Raw genomic sequence first — 19,183 nt, forward strand, 5'->3', positions numbered from 1 at the left:
CGTAAGCCTTCGGCCACCACCCCGTTCGACTAAAGGCCCGGCTGCGCCGGACCAAGTCTCTCTGCCCCTCCTCTGAATGAGGAGGGGGTTAATGTCTTAAACCCACCCCGAAAGCGGACCGTCCCCCTCCCCTCGCCCAACAAAAATGCCGCCGCGTTTAGGGGCGCGGCGGCATGGGGTGCCCCCGGGGCACCGTGCGTTTCAATGGGCTTTACGGGCAGCGCGAGTCGCGGACCGGGGGGCTGCCGTCGCGGGTCTTCCAGCTGCGGTCGGGGGCCATATATTTCTCGCCCGGCCGGGTCTTGTTGATCAGGTTGCAGCCGGTGACGAAGGCGAATTGCTCGACCGTGCTGCCCGCGGGGGCGCCGCTGGTGTAGGCCGCCTTGCGCTTGATGTTGATGTCGTCGACGATCGCGCGCACCGCGGGGGTCGGGCTCGACGCATAGCCGAGATAGCCGTCGGGCTGTTCGCCGACCTGGCCCGCGGCGCGGGCGGCCTCATAGGCGGGGTCGCGCTGCGCCATCGCCGAGGGCACCATCAGCGCCACGGCGGCGGTCGCGGCAACGGCGGCCATCGCAAGTCCGGTCGGTTTCCACATCTTCATGCTCATCATCTTTTTCCCTAGTCACTCAAGACCTCAGAATATCTCGCTATTCTGTTCGATCAGCTTCTTGGCGTCGCCATCAAGCCTGTACACGATTTCCTGCTTGATGTTGATGTTCAGGTTGATCTCGATCGGTTTGTCGGGGGTTTCGATCTGGACGCAGCCGGCAAGGCCTACCGCGCCGATGATCAATCCCGCCAACCGACCGCCGATGGCCAGCCTCCTCGCTTCTCTTCCTGTCGTCTTCATTGCACGGGCTCGCTTGCTGGAGGCTGAACGGTGGGCGGGTCGGTCGCGGCGGCGGCGGCATCCTGCTGCGCCTGGATCAGCGCGCCGAGATTCTGTTCGATATAGACGGTCGGATCATAAAGCCCCTTCGCCGAGGTGATCAACTGGCGGAAGGGTGCCTGGATCTTGACGTTGAAGACGAAGGGCAGCTTGGCGACCTGGCGGGTGATGAAATTCTGCGTCGCGCCCGCGCCCTGCCCGATGCCCCCGAAGCGGATGTCGGTGACCATCTCACCGTCGAGGTCGCCGTTGAGGACGATCGTGAGGTCGTCGTATTTGAGGCTGCGCAGCGCGCCGAAGGCGAAATTCGCGATGGTGCCGAGATTGTGGTTCGAGAGCTCGCCGACATAGGCGAGCGTGCCGCCGCCCGCGCGCGCGTCGATGCGGCCGTTCACGATGCGGCCGCCGAGGCCGTCGAACTCGACGGGGAGCGTGCCGTCGAACTTGCCGGTGGCGTTGATATTCTCGAAGCCGAAATTCTGGAGGAAGATCGCGGCGTCGACGCCGACGAGGTCGAAGCTTAGCCGGCGCGGCTGGTCGGCGTTGAAGTTGAGCGTTGTCGGGTGAAGCTCGAGCCGCCCGCCGGCGAAGGGCCAGCTGCCGCCCTGGATGCGCACGCGGTTGTCGCCGAGCAGCTGATATTCGATCTCGCCGCCGGTGACCGGGATGCCGGGGTTGACCTCGGCGAGCGCAATTGTCTGGTTCGGGGCGGACTTGAGGCCGAGGAGGTCGTCGAAGACGAGCGTCGTCGTCGCGCCGGTGACGGGGCCGAAGGCGGCGGCGAGGTTGGTGTTCGCGGTGGCGAAGGTGCCGCGGCTGGTCACCCCGGCGGGCGACCAGTCGATGCGGCCGTCGCCGACGACCGCGCCCTGGACATTGGCGATGACGCCGAGCGCGAGGCGGCTGAGCTGGTCGGGCTGGAAAGCATCGTTGAAGCGCAGCTCGGGGACCTTGAGGTCGGCGTGGCCGGTGCTGCCGGCAAGCTCGTGGCGGATCACGGTGTCGAGGATATGGGTGCCGGTGGTGCGCTCGTTGAAGGCGGCGGTGGCGTCGATCGTGCCGTCGCGGAAGCGGAGCTGCGCGTTGTTCGCGATCAGCGGGGCGAAGCGGGCTTCGGGTTCGGCGTCGGTGAGCAGGAGCGAACCGTCGAGGCCGAGGGTGCCGTTCGCGAAGGTCCAGCGGCCGCCGATCTCGCTCATCTCGAGCGGGACCGCGCCGATCCTGCCCGCGGCGCCGCTGAGCTCGCCGGCCATGCCCTGCGGCGTGGCGCGGCCGGTGAGGCGCCGGGCGCTGAAGCGGGTGACGCCGTCGCCCTCGCCCAGCCGGACGTCGGCGAGCGCGAGGGTCCAGCGGAGGGTGGCGAGGTCGATGTCGCCGGGGCCCGAGATGACGGCGAAGGGCGAGGCGCCGCTGGTGCCGTTAAGCGCGATGCGCGGGATGCGGATATGGCCCTTGAGGCCGTTCGGGCCCGCGGCGAGGAGGGGCTGGCCGGCGCGGCTGCAGAGGTCGAGCGTCGGCGCGGCGAGGCGGAAGCCGCTGATCGTGAGGCGATCGGCGGCGACGCGGCTGCAGCCGCCCGCGAGGGAGAGCGTGCCAGTGGAACTCAGCGCGCCGTTCAGCGGCACGCGCAGCCGCTCGACGCGGCCGTCGGCGATCGGGCCGCTGAGCTCGGCGGTGGTGGCGAAGCGCATCGCCCCGTCGCGGCCGCCCGAGAAGCGCACCGGGAGCAGCGCGAGGCGCGCGCCGCCGGCTTCATAGGGATCGAGGCGCGCGAGACCGGTGAGTGCGCCGTCGGCGCGGTGGTCGAGGGCGAGCGTGCCCTCGGGCAGCCCGCCGCCGCCGAAGGCCCAGCCGCCCTGGACGGTGAAGGCGGGCGCCGCGGCGGCGTAGAGGTAGGCGATGCGGCTGTCCGAATTGCCGGTGAGGCGCGCGCCGCTTTCGGCGACGAGATCGGGGGCGAGGAGTTCGATGCGCGCGGTATCGCCCGCGCCTGCCAGCGCGAAATCGGCCTTGCCGCCGATATCGCCGAGCATCGCGGCGACGGCTGCGGTGGCTTTCGAGGCGAGCGGGCCGATGGGGGTTCCGTCGAGGTTTTTGGTGCTGGCGGCGATGCGCTGGCGGAGGCGCGCGCTGGCGGAAGCGCGGGCGAAGGTCAGCGTGCCGGCGAGCTTGGGTGCGGCCTTGCCGACTTCGCCCCTGGCGTCGAGGTCGACGCGGCTCGCGGCGAAATCGGGGCCGGCAAGGCGCAGCGCTTCGCCATCGAAGGTCAGCGCGGTCTTGTCGGCATTGCCCTTGAAGCCCGCGCGCAGTGCGACACGTTCGGCGCGCACCGGGCCGGCGGCGAGCGCGGCGAGCGTCGCATCGGCCTTGCCGTCCCAGCTGGTGAGGTCTTCGCCGAGCGCGACGTCGAGCGCGACCTGCGGCGACTGTGCGATGACGCTGCCGTTAGCGCAGGCGAGCGAGCGGCCGCGCAGTGGGCCGGTGAGTCGCGGCTTGAGGCTGCTTATGGTGAGCGGGCCGTAGAAGCTGAAGTCGCTTCCCGTGCAGCCCGCCGCGGCGACGCGCGGGGCAACGAGCGCGAGGGTTCCGGCAAAATTGCGCTGGAGGTGGCCGCGGCCGTTCAATGCCGCGCCGACATTGCCCCATGGGGTCTCGACCCGCGCGCGCGCGTCGGTGAGGGTCGCCGACAGGTCGGGCAAGGCGAAGGGGTCGGTGCTCGTGGGATCGCGGAACTTGTCGAGCGCGCCGAGCGACAGCCGCCCCCCCTCGAAGCGGCCATAGAGGCGCACCCCGTCGGCGGCAATCGACGAAACGTAAGGACCGCCCCAGCCGTAGCCGAGCGAAATCTCTACCACGCGCGCGGTCAGATCGGGGCGCTTGGGGTCGCCGATCACGACATTCGAGATGCGTTCGGTGCGGAAGCCGATCTTCTCGATCGTGTAGGTTGCGGGAACCCCGAGCTCGTCGAGCTGCTCGCGCACGAATTTGTCGGCGATCGGCTCGCGCGCCAGCCACAGCGCGCCGACCAGCGCCAGCAGCGCGCCGCCGGTCAGCCAGCGCTTCCTGACGCGGCGGCGGCGCCTGGGCGCGGGTTCGGTATCGGCGGCGTCGGTCATCGCGCGGCTATTCGTTCCTTATGCGCCCCGACGGGTTCGCCCTGTGCCGCGAGATAACGCCGAAATGGCGCAAAAGGCTGCAGAAAACAGGACGGTGTCGTCGCGGCAAAACCTTATGGCCGTTGAGTGCGGCTAACAAGCTGCTATTCGGGAGGCGATGGGGGACGCACCGGATCATGCAGGGCATCGCGCGCGATTGCGTGCGCGGTTGCTCGACAGCGGGGGCGAGGCGCTCGCCGATTACGAGCTGGTCGAATATCTGCTCGCGCTGGCGATCCCGCGGCGCGACACCAAGCCGCTGGCGAAGGCGTTGCTGCGCGAATTCGGCTCGCTGGCGCAGTTGCTCGGCGCCGATCCCGATGCGCTGCGCCGCGTCGACGGGCTGGGCGACGGCGCGATCGCGGCGCTCAAGATCGTGCAGGCGGCAAATTTGCGCATGCTGAAGGGCGAGCTGGCCGAACGGCCCTTGCTGTCGAGCTGGGACGCGCTGCTCGATTATCTGCGCGCCGACATGGGTTCGCAGGGCATCGAGCGCGTGCGCGTGCTGTACCTCAACGCGCGCAACATGCTGATCCGCGACGAGCTGGCGAGCGAGGGGTCGATCGACCAGTCGGCGATTTATGTCCGCGAGGTGGTGAAGCGCGCGCTGGAACTCGGCGCCTCGGCGATCATCCTGGTCCACAACCACCCGAGCGGCAGCCCCGAACCGAGCCGCCAGGACATCGCGATCACCCGCGAGATCGCCGCGGCGGCGGGCAAGCTGGGGATCGTGCTGCACGACCATATCGTGGTGGGAGGGAGCGATTATCGCAGCATGCGGGGGATGGGGTTGTTGTGAGGTTGGGGGCGGCTTCGGGGTGGGGAGCGGCCATCGCCGACCCTCCCGGAACGGGGAGGGGGACCATGCGAAGCATGGTGGAGGGGTACGGGAGGTCATGCGTCGCGTCCGACTGCCCGTACCCCTCCACCACCCTTCGGGTGGTCCCCCTCCCCCGTTGGGGGTGGATCGCTTTCGTCCGCTCCCGCCCGTCCCCGCTCCCGCCCCCCATTTGACTTCCCTCCCCGTACCCGGCATCCTCACCACCATGCAGATTCGACGCGGCCTTCTCCGCTTCCGGTTTCACGGGGGACAGCTTCTCGCGGGCCTCTAGCCCCGGGTTCCGGCGCGTTCGCCCCGGGTCCCGGGGCTAGTTTCCGATCTTTATGAGCCGTGCGCGGAAGGACCGCGTGCGCGCGTCCCCTTCCGGAAAGTCCGCACCATGACCAAAGCACAAGCCCGGGCCGCGCGCCCGGCGATCCGCATGATCGACACCGAAGCCGACCGGCTGACCGAACTCGCGCTGCTCCAGCAGCACGAGCTCAATCGCATCTATGAGATGCTGCTCGGCGAGATCGACCGCGCGAAAATCTGCAGCGCCGAGACGATGCCCGGCGATGTCGTCACCATGGGGTCCGAAGTGCGGTTCCGTGACGAGAAGACGGGGACCGAGCGGTCCGTCGAGCTGGTCTATCCGGGGCAGGCCGACATTGCGGCGGGGCGGGTGTCGATCCTGACCCCGGTGGGCGCGGGGCTGATCGGGCTGCGTGCCGGGCAGTCGATCCTGTGGCCCGATCGCGGCGGGGCGGAGCATCGGTTGACGATCGTGGATGTGAAGCAGCCGTAGCCGATCCTCCCCCGCAGGGGGGAGGGGGACCACCCGAAGGGTGGTGGAGGGGTACAGGAGGTCATGCGCCGCGCTCGACTGCACGTACCCCTCCACCATGCTTCGCATGGTCCCCCTCCCCGTGCCGGGGAGGATCGCACCTCCCCTCCCCCAAACGCGATGAAGCCGCCGGATTTCTCCGACGGCTTCACCACCCAGTCAGGGGCGCTTACGCGCCTTTCGACAGGAAAGCGGTCAGCTCTTCCTTGCTGACGGTGCCGTTCTTGTCGGCATCGGCAGCGCCATAGGCCTGGCCAATCCATGTTTTCACTTCGGCCGATTCGACGTCGACCGTGGGTTCGCTGGCAGCGCGCAGCTTCTTCATCCAGGTACCGAATTCGACTTCGCTGAGCTCGGCGCTCGAATCGGCGTCGTAGGTCGGGAACTCCGTGTTCACGATCTGCGCGACCTGCGTCGGGGTGGCGGCGGTGCCGCTGGGGGCCGACTGCGCGGTGGTGGTCGCGTCGCCAGCGGGGGGCGCGGGCTCGGCGGCCGCCGGCGGGGTTGCAGAAGCGTCGGGCGCCGGGGCGGGTACCGGGGCCGGCTGCGCCGCCGCATCCGGAGCGGGCGCCGGTTCTGCCGCCGGGGTCGGCGGCGCCGGCTGGGTATTTTCGGGTGCCGGTTCCGACGGCTGGCTCGCCGGCGGGGTGGCAGTGTCGGCGGGCTGGTTCTGCGCCAGCGCCGGGAAACTCACGGCGGCAGCGCCGATCAAAAGCATGGTTTTCAACATGGTAGTTCTCCTGTTGGTAGCGACGCTTCGCCTTGCGCGCCGCCTGGTTCCTGAAGGGGCATGCGATCAACCGTGTCGGAAATGTGAAAGTTGCATCGCGGGGACGATTGGCGGCGCGGCTCGTCCCTGCTAGGGCGCGCCCCGTCGCGTTGCCGCACCGATTCCGCGATCAATTGATCCTAAAGAAGGGAAAAACCATGGTTCCGCGTTACGCCCGGCCCGAGATGACCGCGATCTGGGCGGCCGAGAACCGCTTCCGCATCTGGTTCGAGATCGAAGCGCACGCGACCGACGCGCTCGCCGAACTGGGCGTGGTGCCGAAGGACGCGGCGAAGGCGCTGTGGGACTGGTGGGCGACGAACCCCGTCATCGACGTCGCGGCGATCGACGCGATCGAGGCGGTGACCAAGCACGACGTCATCGCCTTCCTGACCTGGGTCGCCGAAAATGTCGGCGAGCAGGCGCGCTTCATGCACCAGGGGATGACATCGAGCGACGTGCTCGACACCTGCCTGGCGGTGCAGCTGACGCAGGCGGCCGATATCCTGCTGGCCGATCTCGACGCGCTGCTCGGGGCGATCAAGAAGCGCGCGTACGAGCACAAGCTGACCCCGACGATCGGGCGCAGCCACGGCATCCATGCCGAGCCGGTGACCTTCGGGCTCAAGATGGCCGAAGCTTACGCCGAATTCGACCGCTGCAAGGCGCGGCTGGTCGCGGCGCGCGCCGATATCGCGACCTGCGCGATTTCGGGGGCGGTCGGCACCTTCGCCAATATCGACCCGCGGGTCGAGGAACATGTCGCGGCCAAGCTGGGGCTGTCGGTCGAGCCGGTGTCGACGCAGGTGATCCCGCGCGACCGGCATGCGATGTTCTTTGCGACGCTGGGCGTGATCGCGAGCTCGATCGAGCGGCTGGCGGTCGAGGTCCGGCATCTGCAGCGTACCGAGGTGCTCGAGGCCGAGGAATATTTCTCGCCGGGGCAGAAGGGCTCGTCGGCGATGCCGCACAAGCGCAACCCGGTGCTGACCGAGAACCTCACCGGCTTGGCGCGCATGGTGCGCAGCGCCGCGATCCCCGCGATGGAGAATGTCGCGCTGTGGCACGAGCGCGACATCAGCCACTCGTCGGTCGAGCGCTTCATCGGCCCCGACGCGACGATCACGCTCGACTTCGCGCTCGCGCGGCTGACCGGGGTGGTCGACAAATTGCTCGTTTACCCTGCGCGGATGCAGAAGAATCTCGACCGCATGGGCGGGCTGGTGCATTCGCAGCGCGTGTTGCTGGCGCTGACGCAGGCGGGCGCGAGCCGCGAGGAAAGCTATGTGCTGGTCCAGCGCAACGCGATGAAGGTGTGGGAGAGCGACGGCGCGCTGTCGCTGCTCGAATTGCTCAAGGGCGATGCCGAGGTAACGGCGCGGTTGTCGGCCGAACAGCTGACGGCGCTGTTCGACCTGGGCTATCATCTGAAGCATGTCGATACGATTTTTGCGCGGGTGTTCGTGGGCTAGGCTCCTCCCCCACCGGGGGAGGGGGACCACCCGCAGGGTGGTGGAGGGGCACAGGAGGTTTGCGCTACGCCAAGCCGAATGCGCCTTCCCGACCCCAAGCCGGAATCGCCGTCCACCACCTCGCCGGCAAGGCGAACCGCCTGTGCCCCTCCACCATCTTCGATGGTCCCCCTCCCCGATCCGGGGAGGATCGATCGCCCCCTCTGGAATCCCACGTCGAACTCGCCTAGGCTCCGTCCAAGTCGCCAACAATAGGGAGCAAGCCGCGTGGGAATTGTTCGGACGGTCATCTGGGTGCTGCTGACCGCGGTGCTGGTCATCTTTGCGATGGCGAACTGGATCCCGATCACCGTCACCATCTGGCCGGGCTCGGTGCTCGACACCAAGCTGCCCGTGCTCATCCTCGCGGCGTTCCTGATCGGCAGCGTGCCGCTGTGGATCGCGCTGCGCGCCGCGCGCTGGTCGCTGAAACGCCGGCTCGACCATAGCGAGCGCCAACTCGCCGACCTGCGTGCGATGGCGAACCGCCCGGCGGAGACGCCTGCGGTCCCCGCTACCGACCCCGCCCCCTCGCCTGCCCCGACCGATCTTTTCACCACGGACAAGCCATGACCTCGCCGCTCTATCTCGCCATCGACACGACACATCTCGACGCCGCGCTGACGCTGGTGCAGAAGGTGCGCCGCCATGTCGGCGGGCTGAAGCTGGGGCTCGAATTCTTCTGCGCCAACGGGCATCACGGGGTGCACGAGATGGCCAAGTTCGGGCTGCCGATCTTCCTCGATCTGAAGCTCCACGACATTCCGAACACCGTCGCGAAGGCGATCCAGGCGCTGCGTTCGCTGGAGCCCGCGATCCTGACCGTGCACGCCGCAGGCGGGCGCGCGATGCTCGAGGAAGCCAAGGCGGCGGCGGGACAGAACACCAAGGTCGTCGCGGTCACCGTGCTGACCAGCCTCGACGCGCCCGATCTGGGCGACATCGGCGTCGGCGGCAGCCCGCACGACCAGGTCGTGCGCCTCGCCGCGCTGGCCCGCGAATCGGGCTGCGACGGGATCGTATGCTCGGGGCAGGAAGTGAAGGCGGCGCGCAAGGCGTGGCCGGGCGGTTTCTTCGTCGTCCCCGGGGTGCGCCCCGCGAACGGCAAGGCCGGCGACCAGAAGCGCGTCGTCACCCCGGCGCAGGCGATGAGCGACGGCGCGTCGATCCTGGTGGTCGGGCGCCCGATCAGCCAGTCGGCGGACCCCGATCTTGCGGCGCGCGAGATCGAGTCGACGCTTTGATTTAACCCGTCACCCCGGCGAAGGGTGATCGGAGGCACGTGACTCCGATCACGGTCTCACCCTCGCGTCCCGACGCTATGTCGAGATCCCGGCCTTCGCCAGGGTGACGATTCAGTAGAGACAATCATGCCCCCTCTCGTCAAAATCTGCGGCCTCAAGACCCGGGCCGAAATCGACGCCGCGATCGAGCACGGCGCGACGCATATCGGGCTCAACCATTATGAGCCGAGCCCGCGCTACGTCGATCTGGACACCGCCGCCGAGCTCAGGAAATATGCGGGCGACCGCGTCAAGGTCGCGCTGCTGCTGGTCAATGCCGGGCCGCAGGTGACCGGCGCGGCGTGGAGCGCGGTGCGCCCCGACATCATCCAGTTCCACGGCAGCGAAACGCCTGAGTGGATCAATGCGGTCAAGACGAACACCAGGACCGAGGCGTGGAAGGCGGTCGGGCTGAAGGATGCGGGCACGCTGACGCGCTCGCTGCAATATGAGGGCGTCGTCGACCGGCTGCTCTACGATGCGCCCGCGCAGGCGATGCCGGGGGGCACGGGTACGCGCTTCGACTGGTCGCTGCTGGTCGGACACAAGCACCGCATCGAGTGGGGCATCGCGGGCGGACTGAGTGCGGCGAACGTCTGCGCGGCGATCGCGGCGACCGGGGCGCCGCTGGTCGACGTCTCCTCGGGGGTCGAAAGCGCGCCGGGCGTCAAGGATGTGGACAAGATCGCCGCTTTCCTTAAAGCGGTCGCGACATGCTGACGCCGTCGCCATCCGTCGTGCGCATCGGGAAACGATGGCGCTGATCGCCTGAGACCCCCGTCTCTTCGCGAGCGCCTTATCCTTTTGCTGATGGAAACGACCATGACTGCTTCCCAGACCCTGCCCAACAGCCTTCGCACCGGCCCCGACGCGCGGGGCCATTTCGGCCAGTTCGGCGGCCGCTATGTCGCCGAGACGCTGATGCCGCTGATCCTCGACCTCGAGCGCGAGTATCGCGCGGCACATGTCGATAATGAATTCCGCGCCGAATTCGACCGGCTGCTCAAACATTATGTCGGCCGCCCGAGCCCGCTGTGGCTGGCCGAGCGGCTGACCGATCATCTGGGTGGAGCGAAGATCTATCTGAAGCGCGAGGACCTCAACCACACCGGCGCGCACAAGATCAACAATTGCATCGGCCAGATCCTGCTCGCGAAGCGCATGGGCAAGACCAAGATCATCGCCGAGACCGGCGCGGGGCAGCATGGCGTCGCGACCGCGACCGTCGCGGCCTTGTTCGGCCTGCCCTGCACGATCTTCATGGGCGCGGTCGACGTCGCGCGGCAGCAACCGAACGTGTTCCGCATGAAGTTGCTGGGCGCAGAGGTGGTCGCGGTCGAGAGCGGCGCCAGGACGCTGAAGGACGCGATGAACGAGGCGCTGCGCCACTGGGTGGCGAACGTCCACGATACTTTCTATATCATCGGCACGGTGGCGGGTCCGCATCCCTATCCCGAGCTCGTCCGCGACTTCCAGTCGGTGATCGGCGACGAGGCGAAGGCGCAGATATTGGAGGCCGAGGGCCGGCTGCCCGACATGCTGATCGCGCCGGTCGGCGGCGGGTCGAACGCGATCGGGTTGTTCCATCCGTTTCTGGACGATGCGAGCGTCGAGATCGTCGGGGTCGAGGCCGCGGGCGAAGGGCTGGACGGCAAGCATGCCGCGAGCCTGGCGGGCGGACGGCCGGGCATCCTGCACGGCAACAAAACCTATCTGCTACAGGACGAAGACGGGCAGATCACCGAAGCGCACAGCATCTCGGCGGGGCTCGACTATCCGGGGATCGGGCCCGAGCATAGCTGGCTGCACGACATCGGGCGGGTGCGCTACGAGCCGGTGACCGACGCCGAGGCGCTGGCGAGCTTCCAGAAGCTGACCAAGCTCGAGGGGATCATCCCGGCGCTGGAATCGGCGCATGCGATCGCGGCGGCGGAACGGATCGCGCCGACGCTGGGCAAGGACAAGGTGATCATCGTCAATTGCTCGGGGCGCGGGGACAAGGACATCTTCACCGTGGCGGATGCGCTGGGGGTGGAGCTGTGAGCGCCTATGCAACACCTTCTCCCTCGAGGGGAGAAGGATACGAAGCCTTGGCGCCGAAGGCGCCTAGGCGCAGTTGGATGAGGGTGAGCGAGTCTTCGGCTCGCGCGATCGCATCGCGATCGCATACCCCTCACCCAGCTACGACTAGCCAGCAAGCTGGCAAGTCTTCGCAACCCTCTCCCGCAAGGGGAGAGGGAAAATGAGCACCCGCTTCGCCACCACCTTTGCCAAGCCGGGCACCGCGCTCGTCGCCTTCATTACCGCGGGGGACGGCGATACCGCCGCGAACCTCGACGCGCTGGTCGCCGGGGGCGCCGATGTGATCGAACTGGGCATGCCCTTTACCGATCCGATGGCCGATGGGCCCGCGATCCAGGCAGCCAATCTGCGCAGCCTCGCCAAGGGGACGACGACCGCCGATATCTTCGCGATGGCCGCCGCGTTTCGGGCGCGGCATGCCGATGTACCGCTGGTGCTGATGGGCTATGCCAATCCGATGACGGTGCGCGGGGCCGACTGGTTCGCCGCGGAATGTGCCAAGGCCGGGGTCGACGGGGTGATCTGCGTCGACATTCCCGCCGAGGAGGACCCCGAACTCGGGCCGAGCCTGCGCGCGGCCGGGGTCGCGCCGATCCGCCTCGCCACGCCGACGACCGATCCGGCGCGGCTGCCCGCGGTGCTCGAAGGCGCGGGCGGGTTCCTCTATTATGTCAGCGTCGCGGGGATCACCGGGCTGCAGCAGGCGGCGCAGGCGAGCATCGAGGAGGCCGTGGCGCGGCTCAAGGGTGCGACCGACCTGCCCGTCGCGGTGGGCTTCGGCGTGCGCACCCCCGAACAGGCCGCGCAGATCGCCAAAGTTGCCGACGGCGTCGTCGTCGGATCGGCCTTCATCGACATCATTGCCGAGCATGGCGACGGTGCGGCGCCTTATGTCGAGGCCTTCACCCGTTCACTCGCCGATGCTATCCACGGCGCAAAGGAGATCGCCGCATGAGCTGGCTCGAACGCGTGCGCAACGCCCTGCCCTTCGCGGCGAAGCGCGACACCGCCGACAACCTCTGGCACAAGTGCCGCGAATGCCAGCAGATGGTGTTCGTCAAGGAATGGCAGGACAATCTGAACGTCTGCCCGCGCTGCGACCATCATGATCGCATCGGCGCGAGCGAGCGGTTTTTGCAGCTGTTCGACGGCGGCTTGCACGAGATTCTGGCCGCCCCCGCGGCGCCCGAGGATCCGCTGAAGTTCCGCGATACCAAGAAATATGTCGACCGCATCAAGGCCGCGCGTACGCAGACCGGCGACCGCGACGCGTACCAGAACGCCTTCGGGCGGATCGACGGGCATCCGGCGGTGATCGGCGTGCAGGATTTCGCCTTCATGGGCGGGTCGATGGGGGTCGCGGTGGGCGAAGCCTTTGTCGCGGGGGTCGAGGAAGCGATCAGGCGCGGCGCTCCCTATGTGGCGATCACCGCCGCGGGCGGCGCGCGCATGCAGGAAGGCACGCTGTCGCTGATGCAGATGCCGCGCGCGACCGTGGCGCTGGCGCGGCTGCGCCGCGCGGGGCTGCCGTATATCGTGTTGCTGACCGATCCGACGACGGGCGGAGTCACCGCGAGCTATGCGATGCTCGGCGATATCCAGATCAGCGAGCCCAAGGCGCTGATCGGCTTTGCGGGCCAGCGCGTGATCGAGAATACGATCCGCGAGAAATTGCCCGAGGGGTTCCAGCGGGCGGAGTATCTGCTCGATCACGGGATGATCGACATGGTCGTGCACCGGAAGGACCTGCCCGCGACGCTGGGGCGGTTGATCGGCTATCTGGCGCCCGAGAAGGCGGCTTAGTTCTTCCCCTCCCTGCAAGGGAGGGGTTAGGGGTGGGTCTCGGCGGTCGGGGCTCGATGCCCCGATCGACGATTTCAACCTCGACGTAGCAGCGCGGCTTTGCCGCGCACCCACCCCCAGCCCCTCCCTTGCAGGGAGGGGAGGAAAAGATGCCCGACCACGCACACTCCCAGGATCCCGCCGTCCAGGCGCAGCTCGACCGGCTCGCGGCGCTGTCGCCGGGGCGCGATGTTCTGGGGCTCGAGCGGATCACCGAACTTTGCGCGCGGCTGGGCAATCCGCAGGATCGGCTGCCGCGGACCTTCCATGTCGCGGGGACCAACGGCAAGGGGTCGACCTGCGCCTATCTGCGCGCGATCCTCGAGGCGCAGGGGCGGCGGGTGCACAGCTACACCAGCCCGCATCTCGTGCGCTTCAACGAGCGGATCCGGATCGCGGGGGCGCTGATCGAGGATGCGGCACTCGCGGCGCTGCTCGACGAGGTGCTCGATGTCGCGCAGGATTTGCAGGCGAGCTTCTTCGAAATCACCACCGCCGCCGCCTTCCTCGCCTTTGCGCGCGGTCCTGCCGACGATTGCATTATCGAGGTCGGGCTTGGCGGGCGGCTCGATGCGACCAATGTCATCGCGGCGCCCGCGGTGTGCGGGATCGCGTCGCTGGGGATCGATCATGAGGCGTTTTTGCTGGCGCCCGAGGCGGGGACGCCCGACGATCCCGCGGTGCGCATCGCGTGGGAGAAGGCGGGCATCTTCAAGCGCGGCGCGGCGCTGGCGACGCTCGATTATCCCGAGCCGCTGATGGACGTCATCGGCGGACGCGCCGCGGCGGTCGGCGGGACCTTGTTTTCCGAAGGGCGCGACTGGCAGGTCGAAGCGGCGGAGGGCGGGTTTCGCTGGAGCTCGAGCTTCGGTTCGATCGGCGAGGTGTTGCACAGCCGCATGCCGGGCGCGCACCAGCAGCGCAACGCCGGGCTTGCCATCGCGATGCTCAATATCGCGCCGCATCCGCGGCCGGGCGAGGCCGAGATCGCCGCGGGCGTTGCCGCGGCTTTCTGGCCGGGGCGGATGCAGAAGCTCGCCGAGGGCCCGCTCACCCGGCTGGTGCCCACGGATAGCGCGGTCTGGCTCGACGGGGGGCATAATCCCGACGCGGGCGCGGCGCTCGGACGCGCGCTGGCGGACAAGGCGCCGCTGCACATCGTGTGCGGCCTCTTGCGCAACAAGGATGCGATGGGGTTCCTGCAGCCTTTTGCGGACCGCATCGCGTCCTTCCAGGCGGTGCCGATCCCGGGGCACGAACATCATGATCCCAAGGATTTGTGCCGCTGGGCGCAGGACGGGCTGGGCATCGTCGATGCGCAGCCGTGCGGCGATGTCGAGGCGGCGCTGCGCCATATCGCGGCGCACCGTCCGCGCGGCGAGGTGCTGATCTGCGGGTCGCTGTATCTTGCCGGGGTGGTGCTGGGCGCGAATGGCGAGATGCCGGTTTAGGTAGCGATCCTCCCCGCAGGGGGAGGGGGACCACCCGAAGGGTGGTGGAGGGGCACAGGAGGTCATACAGAGCGTTCGACTGCGCGTACCCCTCCACCATGCTTTCGCATGGTCCCCCTCCCCGTTCCGGGGAGGATCGCTCCTCGCCCTACCCCAGCTCCGCCAGCATCCGTTTCGCCCAGTCGTACATTTCAGCATTGGCCTTGAGCATCGCGGGCGGGGTGCGTTTCTTGCGCATTTCGACCTCCTGCAGCACCGTCCGCGCGCCGGCCTTGTCGCCGGCGGCGATCAGCAGCGCGGCGATGCGGCAGCGGACCTCGTCGCCGGGGACGCGGTCGACGATGCTGCTGTAGAGCGCGAGCGCGTCGGCGCTGCGTCCGTCCTGCTCGACGACTTTCGCGCGGAGCAGGTCGCGACGGTCGCGCTCAGATTGCGAGCCGGTCTCGGGCAGACGATCGAGCGCCGTCAGCGCTTCGTCGACATGTCCCGCTTCATAGGCCGCCTCGGCGATGCGCGTGCCGATCGCGCGGTCGTTGTGCGGCGATTTGCGCTCGGCGGCGCGGAACTGTTCGAGCGCCTGGTCGTAGCGCTCGCGCGCCATCAGCGCGTCGCCATAGGCGAGCCGGTTGGCGATGGTGTCGCTGAACGCGACCGCGTCGCGCGCTGCGCGCACATGGCGCTCGGGGTCCATGCTGTCGGCGATATTGGTCTTGACCTGATTGACACGGCGGTCGCGCGACAGGCCGGGCATGATCTCGACGATGAAATAGGCGATCATGCCGATCATCGGCAGGAAGGCGATCGCCATCACCCACGCGGTGTTGCGCCCGTGGCGGAAGACATGGACGATGCACGCGATCTGCAGCGCGATAACGACGAGGAACCAGAGCATCGGTCAGGCTGCAGGTTTGGGCGCCGGTTCCTCCCCGGCCTCGACCTTGCCCGCCGTGCCGACCGACAGGTCGACCAGCCCCGCGCGCATCAACCACCAGAACAACAGTATCCCCGGCAGCGCCGCGACGACGGTGAAGAGGTAGAAGTTCACATTGCCGAACTCCTCCATCATCGCGCCAGCGGTGGTGCCGGTCAGGAAGCGCCCGACGATGCTCGCTGCTGAGCTGATCAGCGCATAATGCGCCGCGGTGAAACGAAGGTCGCAGAGCGCCGAGAAATAGGCGACCACGACGACGCCGCCGATACCGCTCGCGATATTCTCGAAGGTCATCGCCGCTGCGAGGCCCCAATTGCTGTGCCCCGACGCTGCCAGGACCGCGAAGCTGAAATTGCTGACCGCCATCAGGATCAGGCTGAGCATCACCGAGCGCTTCATGCCCATGCGCGCATAGAGGATGCCGCCGATGAAGATGCCGATGAGATAGGCCCAGAAGCCGATGCCGACGTCATAGATCGCGATCTCGTCGTTCGAAAAGCCAAGGTCGTCGAGCAGCAGGCGGAGCGTCAGCTGGCTCAGCGTGTCGCCGATCTTGTGCAGCAAGATGAAGGCGAGCACGAGCCAGGCACCATTGCGGCTGAAAAATTCGACGAAGGGTCCGACGATGCCCGCGACGATCCCGGGGCGCCCCTCGCGTGTCACCGCCTCGCGATGGCGTTCGGGCTCGCCAGCCCAGAAAACCGCAATCACCGCTGGCAAGGCGAAGAGCGCGCAGGCGAAATAGGCGGCCTCCCACCCCTGCCGCGCAGCCATATAGAGCGCGAGCGCGCCCGCCGCGGCCGAGCCGATGCGCCAGCCATATTGCGACATCCCCGACCCGACGCCGAGCTGTTCGGGCTTCAATATCTCGATGCGATAGGCGTCGATCACGACGTCGAAGGTCGCGCCGGCAAAGCCGACGAGCACCGCGCCCACCGCCATTTCGAACAGCGCCGCGAACTCGCCCTCGCGGCCGAGCCCGAACCATAGCATCAGTTGGCCGACAGGTGACCGCCCCACATGCTGGGGGTCGACCATCGCAAGATTGCCGACCGCGAGCATCACGAGCACCGCGGCGAGGATCATCCAGCTGACGCGCTGCCCCAGCCGCGATGCGCCGGGCAGCCGCACGGCGTCAACCACCCACGCCCACAAAGGCTTCAGATTATAGACGAGGAAGGCGAGCGAGAAGGCGGTGATCGACGATTTCTGGAAGCCGTCCTGTGACAGCCGCGTGGTGAGCGTCGCGCCGATCATCGCATAGGGAAAGCCCGAAGAGATGCCGAGCAGCAGCGCCGCGAGCGGCGCGCGTTCAAGATAGGGCCGGATGCTGTCGATCCAGCTGCGCGGCGGCGGCGTCACGGTTTCAGGCTGCACGCTGGTCTCCCCTTGTCCGCCGGTGCGGATCCTCGAAGGGAAGGCCTAAAGCTTCGGCTTCAAATTGGAAGCGGGTAATTCGTTATCCTCCCCGTCGCGCAGCGATGGGGAGGTGGCAGCGGCGTAGCGGCTGACGGAGGGGCTATGGCGCGGGCGTCGCTGCCCCCTCCACCACTCGCTTCGCGAGCGGTCCCTCTCCCCTTTGCTTCGCGATGGCGAGGATCGAATTGCTACGCCGCCTCGGGGCGCCAGTAGGTCGTCAGCCCGCTGACCTTGCGCGGAGCTTCGTTCTTGCAGCTCATCGCCTCTAGTGCCTTCAACGCCGCGACCAAGGCGGACGCGCTGTGCGGCTTGTTGAGGCAGGCGAGCGCGATCTCCGACGCATCCTCGGGGCACTGGCCGGTGACGAGGAGCACCGCGATGCCGCGGTCGCGTGCGAGGCGGGCGACCTCGCGGCCGGTCATGTCGCCGGCGAGGCCGAGGTCGAGGACGAGCGCGTCGAGCTGTTCGGTCGCCATCAGCGCGACCGCGGCCTCGCCCGAATCGACCGAAGCGACGACGGTGTAGCCGCTGTGCTTCAGCGTCCGCTCATTGTCGAACGCGACCAGCGGGTCATCCTCGATGACCAGCAGCCGCTTGATGCACGACGGACGCGACGCGAACAGCATGACTACTCCCTTTAACGACGCCATGACTCGCTCCGCTCTGTCCCGCAAGATTGCTTCTGCTTGCCATCGACGAAGTGATGCTTTTCCGGCTATGAGCGTGATCACAGGGCAACACTCTTGCCCCGAATAACGACAAGAAAGCCACATCCGTTCCCATGAAGCCCCCCCGCCCTCCCCGGTCCGGCCCGCGCGTCGCGCGCCCTGCCGACGACAAGCGCGATGCGCCGCGCGGCCGCCGCGCCGCGCGCGCCGATGCCCCCCCGCGCAAGCCACCCGCCGAAACCGAGCGCGAGGATGGGCCGCAGCGCATCGCCAAGCTGCTCGCGCGCGCCGGCGTCGGGTCGCGCCGCGACGTCGAAAGGATGGTCGAGGAGGGGCGCATCGCGCTGAACGGCGAAGTGGTCGTCCAGCCCGCGCCGCTGCTGACTTCGCTGGAGGGGCTGACCGTCGACGGCAATCCGGTGGCGAAGCCGGTGTCGACGCGGCTCTATCGTTTCCACAAGCCTGCGGGCTGTATCACCGCGGCGCGCGACCCCAAGGGGCGCAAGACGATCTATGACCTGCTGCCCAAGGGATTGCCGCGGCTGATGCCCGTCGGGCGGCTCGACTATAATACCGAGGGGCTGCTGCTGCTGACCAACGACGGCGAATTCAAGCGCCAGCTCGAGCTGCCCGCGAGCGGCGTCGAGCGCACCTATCGCGCGCGCGCATTCGGCGACATCAGCCAGGCGCAGCTCGAGGAGCTGGCGATGGGGATCGAGATCGACGGCGTGCGCTACGGCAAGATCGACGCCAATCTGGAGCGCCGCACCGGGCGCAACCAGTGGGTCGAAATGACGCTGACCGAGGGCAAGAACCGCGAAGTGCGCAAGGTGCTCGAACATTTCGGGCTGCAGGTCAGCCGACTGATCCGCACGCGTTACGGCGAGTTCACGCTCGCGGGGCTGGAGATGGGCGACGTCGACGTCGTGCCGCGCGACGAATTGTTCAAATTCCGGCGGCACCTTAGCTGATGCGCGTCATTTCGGGCGAATGGCGCGGCCGGAAGCTGGTGGCGCCGAAGAATGACGCGACGCGGCCGACCGCCGACCGCACGCGCGAGACCTTGTTCTCGATGCTGGCGAGCCGGCTCGGGAGTTTCGAGGGGCTGGTCGCCGCCGACCTGTTCGCGGGGTCGGGGGCGCTGGGCATCGAGGCGCTGTCGCGCGGCGCCGGGCATTGCCTGTTCGGCGAGCAGGATCGCGAGGCGATCGATGCGCTGAAGACGAATCTCGGCGCGCTGGGCGCCGCGGCGCGCGCCGATGTGCGCGCGGGATCGGTGATGAGTCTGGGGCCGGCGAAGCGCAGTTACGACCTGCTGCTGTTCGATGCGCCCTATGACACCGGCGCCGCGAGCGTCGCGCTCGACAAGCTGAACCGGCTCGGCTGGGTTGGGGCGGACAGCTGGATTTCGATCGAGACCGGCGAAAAGGAGAAGGTCGAGGTCGCGGGGTTCGCAATCGACGCCGAGCGCAAGGTCGGCAAGGCGAAGCTGACGTTGTTGCGGGCGGTTTGATTT

Annotated in this window: 19 protein-coding genes; 12 read left to right on the forward strand and 7 right to left on the reverse strand. The window is 68.2% G+C overall.

The genetic code is table 11. From position 1 onward, the window contains the following. Positions 1-211 precede the first annotated feature (211 nt). The 3 genes from AC1RNQ_RS21100 to AC1RNQ_RS21110 are packed head-to-tail and all read right to left on the reverse strand — an operon-like array spanning position 212 to position 4,008. Positions 212-613 carry a YdbL family probable chaperone protein gene (locus AC1RNQ_RS21100; RefSeq protein WP_493174427.1) on the reverse strand — a complete coding sequence of 134 codons (402 nt, stop codon included), beginning with the start codon at positions 611-613 and terminating at the stop codon, positions 212-214. Between the two features lie 24 nt (positions 614-637). Next, positions 638-805 (reverse strand): YnbE family lipoprotein, encoded by a 168-nt coding sequence (locus tag AC1RNQ_RS21105; RefSeq protein ID WP_493174429.1) that lies wholly within the window; start codon positions 803-805, stop codon positions 638-640. A gap of 44 nt (positions 806-849) precedes the next feature. Then, the gene (locus AC1RNQ_RS21110) at positions 850-4,008 is read right to left on the reverse strand and encodes an intermembrane phospholipid transport YdbH family protein (protein ID WP_493174431.1); all 3,159 of its coding nucleotides are present in this window, start codon (positions 4,006-4,008) and stop codon (positions 850-852) included. Positions 4,009-4,165: 157 nt separating this feature from the next. Between AC1RNQ_RS21110 and radC the strand changes: the two genes are divergently transcribed. Further along, positions 4,166-4,846: a RadC family protein gene (radC, locus tag AC1RNQ_RS21115; protein ID WP_493174433.1), complete on the forward strand. Its 681-nt coding sequence runs from the start codon at positions 4,166-4,168 to the stop codon at positions 4,844-4,846. 421 nt (positions 4,847-5,267) lie between these two features. Further along, positions 5,268-5,672 carry a nucleoside diphosphate kinase regulator gene (rnk, locus tag AC1RNQ_RS21120; RefSeq protein ID WP_493174435.1) on the forward strand — a complete coding sequence of 135 codons (405 nt, stop codon included), beginning with the start codon at positions 5,268-5,270 and terminating at the stop codon, positions 5,670-5,672. Positions 5,673-5,880: 208 nt separating this feature from the next. Here rnk and AC1RNQ_RS21125 read toward each other — a convergent pair whose 3' ends face one another. Further along, positions 5,881-6,441, reverse strand: a complete 561-nt coding sequence (locus tag AC1RNQ_RS21125; RefSeq protein WP_493174437.1) for an EF-hand domain-containing protein — start codon at positions 6,439-6,441, stop codon at positions 5,881-5,883. 197 nt (positions 6,442-6,638) lie between these two features. On the opposite strand from AC1RNQ_RS21125, the gene purB reads away from it, so the two are divergent. The 8 genes from purB to AC1RNQ_RS21165 all read left to right on the forward strand — a co-directional run bounded on the left by purB (position 6,639) and on the right by AC1RNQ_RS21165 (position 14,649). Then, positions 6,639-7,952, forward strand: a complete 1,314-nt coding sequence (purB, locus tag AC1RNQ_RS21130) for an adenylosuccinate lyase (protein ID WP_493174439.1) — start codon at positions 6,639-6,641, stop codon at positions 7,950-7,952. Between the two features lie 267 nt (positions 7,953-8,219). Beyond that, complete coding sequence (locus tag AC1RNQ_RS21135) at positions 8,220-8,564, forward strand: LapA family protein (protein WP_493174441.1); 345 nt, start codon at positions 8,220-8,222, stop codon at positions 8,562-8,564. Beyond that, positions 8,561-9,235, forward strand: a complete 675-nt coding sequence (gene pyrF / locus AC1RNQ_RS21140; RefSeq protein WP_493174443.1) for an orotidine-5'-phosphate decarboxylase — start codon at positions 8,561-8,563, stop codon at positions 9,233-9,235. The genes AC1RNQ_RS21135 and pyrF overlap by 4 nt, the downstream gene beginning before the upstream one ends. A gap of 126 nt (positions 9,236-9,361) precedes the next feature. Then, positions 9,362-9,994 carry a phosphoribosylanthranilate isomerase gene (locus tag AC1RNQ_RS21145; protein WP_493174445.1) on the forward strand — a complete coding sequence of 211 codons (633 nt, stop codon included), beginning with the start codon at positions 9,362-9,364 and terminating at the stop codon, positions 9,992-9,994. 102 nt (positions 9,995-10,096) lie between these two features. Beyond that, positions 10,097-11,317: a tryptophan synthase subunit beta gene (trpB, locus tag AC1RNQ_RS21150; protein ID WP_493174447.1), complete on the forward strand. Its 1,221-nt coding sequence runs from the start codon at positions 10,097-10,099 to the stop codon at positions 11,315-11,317. A gap of 199 nt (positions 11,318-11,516) precedes the next feature. Next, positions 11,517-12,311 carry a tryptophan synthase subunit alpha gene (gene trpA / locus AC1RNQ_RS21155; protein WP_493174449.1) on the forward strand — a complete coding sequence of 265 codons (795 nt, stop codon included), beginning with the start codon at positions 11,517-11,519 and terminating at the stop codon, positions 12,309-12,311. Continuing rightward, positions 12,308-13,159 (forward strand): acetyl-CoA carboxylase, carboxyltransferase subunit beta, encoded by an 852-nt coding sequence (accD, locus tag AC1RNQ_RS21160; RefSeq protein ID WP_493174451.1) that lies wholly within the window; start codon positions 12,308-12,310, stop codon positions 13,157-13,159. Before trpA ends, accD begins: the two co-directional genes overlap by 4 nt. A gap of 149 nt (positions 13,160-13,308) precedes the next feature. Next, positions 13,309-14,649, forward strand: a complete 1,341-nt coding sequence (locus AC1RNQ_RS21165) for a bifunctional folylpolyglutamate synthase/dihydrofolate synthase (RefSeq protein WP_493174453.1) — start codon at positions 13,309-13,311, stop codon at positions 14,647-14,649. Between the two features lie 148 nt (positions 14,650-14,797). Here the strand turns inward: AC1RNQ_RS21165 and AC1RNQ_RS21170 are convergent, their stop codons facing one another. The 3 genes from AC1RNQ_RS21170 to AC1RNQ_RS21180 form a co-directional block, all read right to left on the reverse strand. Next, the gene (locus tag AC1RNQ_RS21170; RefSeq protein ID WP_493174455.1) at positions 14,798-15,541 is read right to left on the reverse strand and encodes a tetratricopeptide repeat protein; all 744 of its coding nucleotides are present in this window, start codon (positions 15,539-15,541) and stop codon (positions 14,798-14,800) included. Positions 15,542-15,544: 3 nt separating this feature from the next. Continuing rightward, a complete protein-coding gene (locus tag AC1RNQ_RS21175) occupies positions 15,545-16,957 on the reverse strand; it encodes an MFS transporter (protein ID WP_493174457.1) in 1,413 nt (470 codons plus the stop codon). A gap of 230 nt (positions 16,958-17,187) precedes the next feature. Beyond that, a complete protein-coding gene (locus tag AC1RNQ_RS21180) occupies positions 17,188-17,625 on the reverse strand; it encodes a response regulator (protein ID WP_493174459.1) in 438 nt (145 codons plus the stop codon). A 155-nt stretch (positions 17,626-17,780) separates the two neighbouring features. Between AC1RNQ_RS21180 and AC1RNQ_RS21185 the strand changes: the two genes are divergently transcribed. Continuing rightward, positions 17,781-18,638 carry a pseudouridine synthase gene (locus AC1RNQ_RS21185; RefSeq protein ID WP_493174461.1) on the forward strand — a complete coding sequence of 286 codons (858 nt, stop codon included), beginning with the start codon at positions 17,781-17,783 and terminating at the stop codon, positions 18,636-18,638. Continuing rightward, positions 18,638-19,180, forward strand: coding sequence for a 16S rRNA (guanine(966)-N(2))-methyltransferase RsmD (gene rsmD / locus AC1RNQ_RS21190; RefSeq protein ID WP_493174462.1), 543 nt, complete (start codon positions 18,638-18,640; stop codon positions 19,178-19,180). Before AC1RNQ_RS21185 ends, rsmD begins: the two co-directional genes overlap by 1 nt. Positions 19,181-19,183 lie beyond the last annotated feature (3 nt).

This window comes from Sphingopyxis sp. GW821-FHT12F08 (genome assembly GCF_058806755.1).

Excerpts from the sequence above, each read along its gene's own strand:
- AC1RNQ_RS21100 (WP_493174427.1), bottom strand. The coding sequence starts at position 613 with ATGATGAGCATGAAGATGTGGAAACCGACCGGACTTGCGATGGCCGCC.
- AC1RNQ_RS21110 (WP_493174431.1), bottom strand. The coding sequence starts at position 4,008 with ATGACCGACGCCGCCGATACCGAACCCGCGCCCAGGCGCCGCCGCCGC.
- radC (WP_493174433.1), top strand. The coding sequence starts at position 4,166 with ATGGGGGACGCACCGGATCATGCAGGGCATCGCGCGCGATTGCGTGCG.
- rnk (WP_493174435.1), top strand. The coding sequence starts at position 5,268 with ATGACCAAAGCACAAGCCCGGGCCGCGCGCCCGGCGATCCGCATGATC.
- AC1RNQ_RS21125 (WP_493174437.1), bottom strand. The coding sequence starts at position 6,441 with ATGTTGAAAACCATGCTTTTGATCGGCGCTGCCGCCGTGAGTTTCCCG.
- purB (WP_493174439.1), top strand. The coding sequence starts at position 6,639 with ATGGTTCCGCGTTACGCCCGGCCCGAGATGACCGCGATCTGGGCGGCC.
- pyrF (WP_493174443.1), top strand. The coding sequence starts at position 8,561 with ATGACCTCGCCGCTCTATCTCGCCATCGACACGACACATCTCGACGCC.
- AC1RNQ_RS21145 (WP_493174445.1), top strand. The coding sequence starts at position 9,362 with ATGCCCCCTCTCGTCAAAATCTGCGGCCTCAAGACCCGGGCCGAAATC.
- trpB (WP_493174447.1), top strand. The coding sequence starts at position 10,097 with ATGACTGCTTCCCAGACCCTGCCCAACAGCCTTCGCACCGGCCCCGAC.
- trpA (WP_493174449.1), top strand. The coding sequence starts at position 11,517 with ATGAGCACCCGCTTCGCCACCACCTTTGCCAAGCCGGGCACCGCGCTC.
- accD (WP_493174451.1), top strand. The coding sequence starts at position 12,308 with ATGAGCTGGCTCGAACGCGTGCGCAACGCCCTGCCCTTCGCGGCGAAG.
- AC1RNQ_RS21165 (WP_493174453.1), top strand. The coding sequence starts at position 13,309 with ATGCCCGACCACGCACACTCCCAGGATCCCGCCGTCCAGGCGCAGCTC.
- AC1RNQ_RS21170 (WP_493174455.1), bottom strand. The coding sequence starts at position 15,541 with ATGCTCTGGTTCCTCGTCGTTATCGCGCTGCAGATCGCGTGCATCGTC.
- AC1RNQ_RS21180 (WP_493174459.1), bottom strand. The coding sequence starts at position 17,625 with ATGCTGTTCGCGTCGCGTCCGTCGTGCATCAAGCGGCTGCTGGTCATC.
- AC1RNQ_RS21185 (WP_493174461.1), top strand. The coding sequence starts at position 17,781 with ATGAAGCCCCCCCGCCCTCCCCGGTCCGGCCCGCGCGTCGCGCGCCCT.
- rsmD (WP_493174462.1), top strand. The coding sequence starts at position 18,638 with ATGCGCGTCATTTCGGGCGAATGGCGCGGCCGGAAGCTGGTGGCGCCG.